Source organism: Rhizobium sp. 42MFCr.1 (genome assembly GCF_000377185.1).
GTDB lineage: Bacteria > Pseudomonadota > Alphaproteobacteria > Rhizobiales > Rhizobiaceae > Rhizobium > Rhizobium altiplani.
On sequence record NZ_KB897886.1, the window covers coordinates 1 to 9,319 of the forward strand.

11 protein-coding genes and 2 pseudogenes are annotated in these 9,319 nt (G+C 58.2%); 5 read left to right on the top strand and 8 right to left on the bottom strand.

The window, feature by feature from the left end:
- Nucleotides 1–613: 613 nt before the first annotated feature.
- A pseudogene (locus C934_RS36570) lies at nt 614–753 on the top strand (peptide-methionine (S)-S-oxide reductase MsrA); the annotation flags it as partial.
- On the opposite strand, the pseudogene C934_RS36090 reads toward C934_RS36570, so the two are convergent.
- From C934_RS36090 to C934_RS0130930, 5 genes and pseudogenes are all read right to left on the bottom strand, one after another.
- Nucleotides 744–904: pseudogene (locus C934_RS36090) on the bottom strand (adenylate/guanylate cyclase domain-containing protein); the annotation flags it as partial. The pseudogenes C934_RS36570 and C934_RS36090 sit on opposite strands and share 10 nt — an antisense overlap.
- A gap of 47 nt (nt 905–951) precedes the next feature.
- The gene (locus C934_RS0130915) at nt 952–1,389 is read right to left on the bottom strand and encodes a hypothetical protein (RefSeq protein ID WP_018860374.1); all 438 of its coding nucleotides are present in this window, start codon (nt 1,387–1,389) and stop codon (nt 952–954) included.
- A 313-nt stretch (nt 1,390–1,702) separates the two neighbouring features.
- A complete protein-coding gene (locus C934_RS0130920) occupies nt 1,703–2,683 on the bottom strand; it encodes a carbon-nitrogen hydrolase family protein (RefSeq protein ID WP_018860375.1) in 981 nt (326 codons plus the stop codon).
- A 53-nt stretch (nt 2,684–2,736) separates the two neighbouring features.
- Entirely contained in the window at nt 2,737–3,618 is an 882-nt protein-coding gene (locus tag C934_RS0130925) for an alpha/beta fold hydrolase (RefSeq protein ID WP_018860376.1), read from the bottom strand.
- Between the two features lie 124 nt (nt 3,619–3,742).
- Nucleotides 3,743–4,672, bottom strand: coding sequence for a LysR family transcriptional regulator (locus C934_RS0130930; RefSeq protein ID WP_018860377.1), 930 nt, complete (start codon nt 4,670–4,672; stop codon nt 3,743–3,745).
- A 315-nt stretch (nt 4,673–4,987) separates the two neighbouring features.
- Here C934_RS0130930 and C934_RS33085 point away from each other — a divergent pair, with 315 nt between their 5' ends.
- The 4 genes from C934_RS33085 to C934_RS34450 all read left to right on the top strand — a co-directional run bounded on the left by C934_RS33085 (nt 4,988) and on the right by C934_RS34450 (nt 7,517).
- Nucleotides 4,988–5,599: an FGGY-family carbohydrate kinase gene (locus C934_RS33085; protein WP_083929948.1), complete on the top strand. Its 612-nt coding sequence runs from the start codon at nt 4,988–4,990 to the stop codon at nt 5,597–5,599.
- Nucleotides 5,600–5,819: 220 nt separating this feature from the next.
- Nucleotides 5,820–6,032, top strand: coding sequence for a hypothetical protein (locus tag C934_RS34980; protein WP_018860379.1), 213 nt, complete (start codon nt 5,820–5,822; stop codon nt 6,030–6,032).
- Nucleotides 6,033–6,381: 349 nt separating this feature from the next.
- Entirely contained in the window at nt 6,382–6,753 is a 372-nt protein-coding gene (locus tag C934_RS0130945; RefSeq protein ID WP_026372225.1) for an STAS/SEC14 domain-containing protein, read from the top strand.
- A 143-nt stretch (nt 6,754–6,896) separates the two neighbouring features.
- The gene (locus tag C934_RS34450) at nt 6,897–7,517 is read left to right on the top strand and encodes a MarC family protein (RefSeq protein ID WP_245268055.1); all 621 of its coding nucleotides are present in this window, start codon (nt 6,897–6,899) and stop codon (nt 7,515–7,517) included.
- Nucleotides 7,518–7,742: 225 nt separating this feature from the next.
- Here the strand turns inward: C934_RS34450 and C934_RS0130955 are convergent, their stop codons facing one another.
- The 3 genes from C934_RS0130955 to C934_RS0130965 all read right to left on the bottom strand — a co-directional run.
- The gene (locus C934_RS0130955) at nt 7,743–8,102 is read right to left on the bottom strand and encodes a hypothetical protein (protein WP_018860382.1); all 360 of its coding nucleotides are present in this window, start codon (nt 8,100–8,102) and stop codon (nt 7,743–7,745) included.
- A 186-nt stretch (nt 8,103–8,288) separates the two neighbouring features.
- Complete coding sequence (locus C934_RS0130960) at nt 8,289–8,639, bottom strand: hypothetical protein (protein ID WP_018860383.1); 351 nt, start codon at nt 8,637–8,639, stop codon at nt 8,289–8,291.
- Nucleotides 8,640–8,888: 249 nt separating this feature from the next.
- The coding region (locus C934_RS0130965) for a DUF2950 family protein (protein WP_018860384.1) at nt 8,889–9,319 on the bottom strand (431 nt) is incomplete at its 5' end.

Sequence of the window (9,319 nt, forward strand, 5' to 3'; positions counted from 1 at the left end):
AAGTGCCGCACAAAAAGGCCTGACAGAAGACCGCACTCGATCACATGTTCAAAAGGCCAAAAACTGCTTGCACTACGGGCGGCAACCACAGAAGAAATGTCACCTTGGGCGGGTCTTCAGCCATTTAGAAATGCGACACTCACGATGTCCACTTGCACTGAGGCAAGCCCCCGACCGGACCGGCTGGGCCAGTTGCAAGGGAAGGGAGGGGGCGGGTGAGACGCACCAACCGACTTTAGCTTTGACAGTCGGACCAGTCAGTCATTCCGCCGCATCGAGATCAGAGAGCGCTTGTCGCCGTCGGGCAATGACGGCGGGATCGTTCATAAAATCCGTCTTCCGCCCCGGCTAAGTTCTAGCTCGCCTACGAATCCTCCTGCAGAGGGAATTTCGCAATAACGGGGCCGTTGGTTCTGATTCTTTCAACTGCACCAGGAATCAAAATGAGAGGGTCATAGGTTCTGCTCCCCTTCAAGAGCTGCATTTAGTGCATGGCGATCAGCTTCAGCGGGCTTTCAGGGGCCTCGGCAGGCGGGCGGCTAAGTGCGCGATACGCCGCTCGTTGCAATGGACGGCAACCACCCCATCTTGTTCGGGCCCCTGCTTCTGGGCGATGCAGAATTTGATCCGCAAACTCCCTGGGGTTATCGCGACCGGTGGGCTAGCTGACGGGGATGTGCCGAAAGCCACCTAGCGCAATCACGGATGCATGTCGAAGGCATCGAAATTGCGTTCGACCCGTCAGCGATCGCGGAACATTCGGGCAGCGGCAATATGCGCTGCAGCGCATCCGGCCAATGCCACGTGGACCGGGCGAGTCAGGGCTCTTTAGGTAGCGTCCGGCTCCATCAAAGAACCGGTCGCCGATCTTGCCGACGATCCCACCGTGAACTTGGGCTGAAATGCCGCAATACGCGGCGACGTTGCCCCGCAACTCTTCGGCTCAGACGATCACGTGTTGGACGCCCTGGCTACTCCATCCGCTTGTGTGGTGCTCAGGTAAAGATCGCCAAATCGATCGCCAAACTTTTCCCACATGAGACGAGAAAACTCCAACGTGGCATTGAGCGGGTAGTGATGAAGCAATATAGAGTCGGCTTCACCCTTATCGTTCATGTGAGCAACGATAAAGCAGTCGACGGGAACGCCGTTGATCCGCGATCGATATGCTTCCATGAAGAAATTGTCGTCCCAGTTTCCGTAATAGGTATATTCTTGGAATTCGTACAACGTGCGGGCATACGAAATGAGCGTGAGAATGTTGTCCCTGCCGTGAACTGAGCGCTTTAGGATTGCTCCTTCGAGAGTTGCATCCTTTGCAAGCTTGCCTAGCCACGGGGGCGGCCCATCCGGACGTGGAAGAGTTGGTGCGGTGTCGGTAAACTTCATGTTCCTACTCCTGTCAGATTGATTGCCAACAGATGTGGTTTCTTGTGGCAGCAGGGTGGCGCGGGTGACATTTTAAGCGTCGAGCGCTAGCCATTCTTGACGCTAGTCGCCCCGTTCCAACCCGGTCAGGGGTTCTTCTTCTAGAAGGCAAGAACCCCGCCGCGAACTCGTCCGGAGCTTCCCCCGGCAAGAAGTGCCCGATAGGCGCGATCACCAGTAGCGAGGCGGTGAGGCCGAATAGAAACGTCGGGGTCATGTCGAACTCCTCTGCTGTCGGTGGGGCAATCAGGCGCGGTGGTTAGCCACCACCGGGTCAGGACCCGGCCGTATCGCGGACGGCGTCGATCGTCGGATGCGTGGGCCGCTCATGGATATAGCCCGTAGGGGTGCGGTCGATCAGCAGGCTGAGCAGCTCTGGCCGGGTATAGTGGCCGCGCGAATCGACCACTTGCTTACGCCTGTCGATTCGCGAAAAGTCGAGGTCGACGACAATCTCGCCCTCGCCTTGGCGAAGGGGTTCGGCCAACAAGCTGCCATCGGGTGCGACGATGGCCGTGAAGCAACCACCCGAGATCGGCTCGATCTCGCAGCCAGTATCTTTCATGATCTGTGCCTGTTGTTCAGCGTCGAGCCAGGCAGTCGCGTTCACAACGAAGCAGCCGGACTCCAGCGCATGCTGACGGATATTGATCTCCATCTTCTGCGCGAAGGGTTCGCCAAAGCAGGACCCAGGATACATGGCCGAATGGATCTGCTCACCGTCGGCGATCAAGGCGTAGCGCGCGAGCGGATTGTTATGCTCCATGCATGCGAGCTGTCCGATGCGGCCGACCTTGCTGTCGATGGCACGCAGGCCCGAACCATCTCCCTGGCCCCAGATCATGCGTTCATAATGGGTGGGCGTAATCTTGCGTCGGCGCTGGATTAATGTGCCGTCGGCATCGAAGAGCAATTGCGTGTTATAGAGGGTGCCGCCATCGCGCTCGTTGACGCCGATCGCCACCACCATACCCGCCTCCCGCGCCGCGTCGGCGAGCGCGTCTGTGGTCGGCGAGGGCACCGTCACGGCTTGCTCCAGCAACCTTAGAAATTCGTTGCCGTAAAGCTGCTGCCAAGGCGTTTGCACGGCGGCAAAATAGGGATAGTAGGGCACCAAGGTCTCTGGGAAGGTGGCGAACTGCACGCCTTTCCGAGCGAGCTGATGGATTTTCTGGACGACCTTTTCGACTGTTGCTTCGCGGCTATAGAGCACCGGGCTAATCTGAACGGCCGCGGCTTTGACGATGGTATTCATGATGTTCACTTTCAGTACGGGTTTGCGCGAGTGTCTTGCTGCCCACGATGATGTCATTGGAACGAGCCGCGGATCTCCGCGATTGTTTGGCTGGGGGCCTGTAGATGCGGGTAGTGGCCGATGTCGGGAAGAAGCTTGAGGTCGGCCTGGATTCGATGTGCAAGTTCGATCCCCATTTCCTTCTTGATGTAGAGGTCTTCGCTACCCCAGACCACGGTTGCCGGTGTCCTGAGCCTCGCCAGATTCGCCTCGAAATAGTCCTGGTCGCGCGTGAACTGTGAGTAGTAGTGGTAGAAGGCGTCCACCGAGGTCATATCGCCGTGACCCCAGCCGACCGCGATATCCTCCCGGAATTCGCGCGATACTTCGTAGCGGGCTTCCTCCGGAAGGCCGCGGAAAAAGGTATTTGCCAGGATCTCCTCGCGATTTGCATTCATGAAAGCCCGAACCTGGTCGGAGGAGGGCTTCGACTTAAGCGCCTGCAAGCTTTCCCACATATAGGCTGGCCGATTGAATGGTGCGAAGTCGCCGACAATGAGCGACCTTGCGACATCAGGCTCCTCCAGCGCCAGAAGGAGAGTGGGCAGAGCACTGATGTCGGTCGCGTAGATAGTGAGCTGCGACCGATCGATACCGGAGCGATCGATGTAATTCTTCAGAACGCGCGCATAGTCGCGGGGCGCATAGCTGAACCGATCGACTTGGGGACGCGATGAGAGGCCGAAGCCCGGCCAGTCGAAAGCGTGGACTTCAAAGTCGTCTGCGAGCGCCGGCGCGACGTCCTTCCACGCATAGATGGTTTCGGGAAAGCCGTGCAGGAGGAGCACCGTCCCCTTCGGATCCGCACGATGGACAACCATCCTTCGGAGCGTAATGTCAGTATCGATCGGGATGGTCCCGATATCGGCCGGCGGTCGTTTTGCGTGATGCGACATGTCATCATTCCCGTTTTTCGACAATTGCTGACTGGGCGGCCATTGCGTTTGCCCGCTGACCGGCGTTTGGATGCTCAAGATATGCACCGCCGGGCTATCAGCCGGTAGAATGGGATTGTGAGAGTCAGCCTCTCAAATCCGATAAGCCCGTTGACTCGGGCAGCTTGCCGCAGCAGGCGGCGCGCAGCCTTGGCGCGGCAAAATCTATGAACGCTCTCACCTTCAGTGGGAGCAGCCCCTGGCGCGGATAGACGATGTGTACGGGCCGCGCCGGGCCATCATATTCGGTCAGGATTGGGACAAGCGCGCCTGACCGGAATTCGTCCTGGAGCTGATAGTCGAAAAGACGCGCGATCCCGACACCGCCCAACGCCGCCGTAAGATTGCTGGCTGCCGTGCTTACAGAAAGCCTGGTACGCGGTGCTGCGATCAGTTCCTCGCCGCTGACGTGATAGGTCCAGAATTTGGAGGGATTGCCGAAGAGGATACAGTCATGGTCAGCAAGATCGAGCGGGTGTCGCGGCGTTCCACGTCGGTCGAGATAGCGGGGGCTGGCGCAGGTCAGCATTCGATAGTCACCGACCCTGACGGCGTAGAGCGCGCTGTCGGCGAGTGGTCCGAGGCGAATGGCGATGTCTACCTGCTCCTCAATCAGCTGAACCATTCGGTCTACGGCGAGAAAGCGAACCGTGACATCTGGATATTGGTCCATGAAAGCAAGCGCGATCGGTAACGCTATGCCCGTGCCGAATTCGACCGCAGTTGTAATCGCCAATTCGCCGCGTGGTGCCTCGTACTCGCCCGAGGCGCGCCGCTCGGCCTCCTCAAGATCAGCAATGATCCGTCGTGCCGCATCGACATAGTCCCGCCCGGCATTGGTAAGCTGGATATTCCGGCTGGTGCGGACGATGAGGCTGGCGCCGAGATGCCGTTCCAGCTCGGCCACCTTGCGACTGACGCTGGGAAGCGGCGCGTTGAGCTTGCGGCTGGCTGCCGACAGGCTGCCGGCATCGACGACCGCAAGTATGACACGCATTGCATCGAGACGATCCATGTCGCGCCCCAACCAATGGGCAAACGCCCGAGAAACACGCCTGGAAGTTCGATCGCGATCCTGAACCAAAACAGCGTCGCCGTCGATAGACTTGCGGCGATGGTTCTCAGGCAATCTGGCCAAGGTGCCGGACGGGACTGCCACCAACGACTATCGGCGGACTGGATTTGCGAGGGTGAGGAATTGTATATGTGTGTATTAACCCGCCAAGTAGACAACAGTTCGAAACACCCGGTCCGCATTTGTGAAAAATCCAAGACACAAAGAACGGGCAATTTTCTCTGTGAGCTGGGGCTGAAGTGAGCGCCCGGCCATCTGCAACACGAAGGCTCTATCTTCATTGCGGGGGCTGCGGTTCAGTGGTTGCGGGATGGTCTCGGCATTATCGGCAGCGCCGATCAGACCGCCGACCTTGCCCAGCAGGCAGACCTTGAGCAGCAGCTTTATCTTGTTCCAGCATTTACTGGCCTCGGCGCCCCCTGGTGGGATCCGAGCGCCCGGGCCACGCTCTTCGGCATGACCAGGAATTCAGGTCCGGCGGAGCTTGCACGTGCGGCCCTGGATTCGATCTGTCTCCAGACGCATGATTTGATGCAGGCAATGCGGAGCGATTGGCCGGATGCATCCATATCGCTGCTTCGCGTCGATGGCGGTGTGTCGAAGAACGCCTGGGCAATGCAGCGCCTTTCAGACATCGTCGGTCTTACTGTCCAGCGATCGAGTTCAAGCGAAGTGACAGCACTCGGAGCTGCATGGCTGGCTGGTCATGGCGTCGGGTGTTGGCCAGGCCCGGAGCAGTTCGCCGCCGAACGGGAAATCGGACAAGGCTTTCATCCATCCGTGGGCGCTGACCAGAATTTCCAGTTGGTTCGAGGGTGGAAGGCAGCAGTGCGGGCAACCATCCAGTTCGCTTCTCAAGTCGCTTAGCGAGCCTTTGAGGATTAACCGGCGCGCGCCGCTAGCCGAAATGCCGCCAGGCAAATGAAAAAATCGGGCTGGTGTGAACGGAGGGCGCGTCGGCGCGTGCGCACTCACCACGGGAGGGCAGATCGGAGACTGACGGGACCTGATGACAACGGCGTTTGTTGTCGTGTAATCCCGCCGTTATAAGTCTCTGCCAAAACCTTATAATGAAGCCGAAGCAACTGTGCCAGACTTCGGCCAAGACAGTCGCGGTTCGGCTCTGGCCTCTGGTTACGGCTCGAAGGTCTTCACATGGCGCGGCGCGATCGGGCGGGTTGCCGGAAATTGTCGCGCCGGTGAGTTTGCCATCGGTTCGGTCGATGCAAATGCGACAGTGCGGGGAATACTCGACCTCTATGACAAGCTTCTGGCCGATTTACCCGAGACGCATTGCTGAGGCAGATTGCGCAGCCGGGCGCCGCTGCGACAACCTGCTAAAAGCGTTGCCAGGCCCCTGAGGCTCTGAAATTCTGGGACGTGGAATGGACGCTGCAGCAGCGAAGCGGACGGATGGCGCTAACCAAATTCGGCACAGCGATGGGCAGAGAGCGCGGGATGCATTGGCACGTTGACTTTGCCCAAGGCTGATTGTCGAGACGCCGGCCAAAGGGACGATGCCGCAGCAATGCGATTTGAAACTTCGTTGCGCCGATGTCATGCTCTTGTTCGGCTGTTCGTTGTTGCCGAGGTCAGGTTCGCCGGGAGAGCGTTTGACCCAGCCGTACTAAGGACAAGTGGGGGTGACCATGATTGTCGTTGAGCCGCTGCGCGACAAGAACATCCTGATCATTACACCACACGGTTCGCTCGAACGGGCCGACTTCGCGACGATCGCGAATGGGGTTGAGCTCGTCCTTCGTTCAGACGGCAAACTCAACGGTCTGATGATCAGTATTGAATCATTCCCCGGCTGGAACAACTTCGGGGCCCTGGCCGCTCATCTGAAATTTGTGTCTGGTCACCATCGACAAATCGAACGGATTGCTGTTGTAACCGGCAGCAGGCTTCTTAGGCTCATCCCCGCCATCGCCCACTATTTCGTCCACCCTGAGATTCGCTCATTCGACTTTGGGCAACGAGCAGCAGCCCTTTCGTGGTTGGAGACTGGCCGACCATGACTTATCCGGGGGAGAAAGAGGCAGAAGCAGATCCTTGGTTGCGCTGTCCCGGCCGGCGGAGTCTCCTGGCCTTTGTTCTGACTGTGGTTTGGGCCGCATGTCTTCCCGTGCAATCCTTTGCGCAATCGCCGCTCGGAGGGGACATGCCTGAAGTGGAGTTCGGCGCGCGCAAAATATTCCTGATGCTTTTTTTGATGCTCGGTCCAATCAAGATACTGGTGCCATTCAAGGCCCTCGCAGGCAGCTATGAGCCCCGCGTTCGGCGGCGAATAGCCTCCAGAGCGATCCTTTTCTCGGCGGCGGCGCTCGCGATCGCCGGCTTTCTCGGACGCACCATGCTTGAAAATCTGGAAATCTCGTTGCCGGTGCTGGCGATGACCGGCGGCATCATCCTGTTCATCGTGGCCTTGCGAACTGTCTTGCAGCCGGCTGCTAACCTCCCGGTACGACCGACAGAGCCGGGCCAAACGGATCTGGGACTAGCTCTTACACCGCTGGCGTTTCCAACGATCGTGACGCCTTATGGTATAGCCGCCGTGATCGTCTTCGCGACGTTGGCGGGTGACCGCCAAACGGAAGGGCTCACCGTGGCGGCCATCGTATTGCTGATCTTGGCGCTGGACTGGATGGCAATGCTGTTCGCGGAGTCTATCCTTAGATGGATCGGAACTTCACTACAGGTTTTGGCAGTGGTGCTTGGCGTTACCCAGGCTGCTCTGGGTCTGCAGATAATTTTGCATAGTTTAAGCATGATTGCCTGGTGACCACCGCTTTTCCGCACTGGGCAACGTTTTGCGACAGGGAAAGACAAGCGCATGCACCCCCTCGTCGTCCAGGACTGCGAGCTGTAGTTCGAGCGCGAGCGGCGCTTTCAAAATCGGTTGCCACATCGAGGCACCTCATTGGAACGCTTTCATTCCAATCGACACGATCAGGCACGTATGAGACGCCGAGCATGGCGGCAAGCACGGCCACAAATGATCACCAGCTCACTCCACATAGAACACCATGTTGCCGTTGCGTGCCCGCATGACCCACTCGATGTCGTCGGGCTTGAGCCCCTTGGCCTTGAGTTGCCCGACAAGCCACTTGTTCGACTTTGCCGCGTCTCTAATGGCCTTCTGGTGCTGTGCGCTGCCGGGAGATGGATGTGAACCAGTTTCGGAGAAGTTTGCGGTTCGGTAGCTAACTATAGATAGTCGCTTGCCATGATAGGTGCGAACATATTCCGGAAGACTTTCGCTCCAGTTCATCCTGCGATATTCGCGCCGGGTCTGTTGAGCATCGACCGGGCATGCGACCGTAGCGATTGTGATTGCGATTCCAAGCAGTGCCGCTAGCTTCATCATTTCAATGCTCCACAAAGATGGTTTGCCGTGAACATAGCGTACGCCCAGCGGCAGGGCATTGAGCGTAGTCAATACCAGCCCAGAATTTGGGCGGGAATCCGATCTTAGACTGTTTGAAGCTAGCGTGGGTGTTAATGCTAACGCACATGACGGACGACCAGAAGGAATTACCCGGTCGGCCCACCGCTATCTGATGTCGCGCGCCTGTCCCGAGGCCCTCAGCTCTTCGAGGGTCTTGCCGACGCAGCTCTCGCCTTCGGAATCTCCAATAGCTTTGGCACGGCCATGTAAAGTAATAGTACCTCCGATTCGGTCCGACGCAACAAACGTTGCCGTCCCGTCCTCAGTGACTCGGGACAAATAAAATGCATGGAACGTGTCCTTGTATTGGCAGGTGATGACCAAAGGGAAACGGCCAAAAGGATCCTGAGCCAACGCCGCTGAACCAGATACTTGGAGCGACGTCCAACAAGCGGCCAGCACCACGATCGATACCCTGATCAAAGCGCGTACAGTCCGTGCAAAGAAGAACAGCATTGATTGATCCTCGCATGTTTTGGCGCCAATTCGGCACACGACGTCACTGATTGACTTGAAGCAATAGCTCGGGACCCAAGCTGCCTGCACCAGTTATGCAATCAACTTGCGCAACATCTCTTGATCGGGCCGCACCACAGCGGCCCTCATCGTTTGACCCATGACTTGCCTCCCTTCTACACGTTCGAAGAGTTTTATGGGCGCGCGCCCGAGCCAATACGGCAGTGTTGAAATGCGCCGTCGCCAAAATCAGTTGGGTACGATGTCCCATTTTTCGTCAGGGTTGAAGCGCGTCATTTTCGCGACCGCCGCGGCGGTGTTGCTGCCGAGATCGCGTTCGTAGACGACGCCCTTCTCGCTCACCAGGAACGTCTTCACTCCCGTCTCACCGTATTTGACGGGCCATCCGACGAGCGCGAACCCGACGATCATGTTGCCGTTGATTATGTAGCTGTAGTCGCCACCGGCTATGTTGGCGCCCTGGCCCTTCAGGATACGAAAACGGTAGCCGAAATAGCCATCCCCGGCCTTCGCACGCTCGAGAGCGGCCTGTTCGACGAAGGCTCCGGCGGGACTGTCTTGATCTCCCTGGTTGGGGGGCCAGTAAAGGCCGTCTGTCTTGCCAGGGCTACTTATAAGGTTCTGTGCATATTCGAGAACGCCGTCGCCGTCGTGATCGG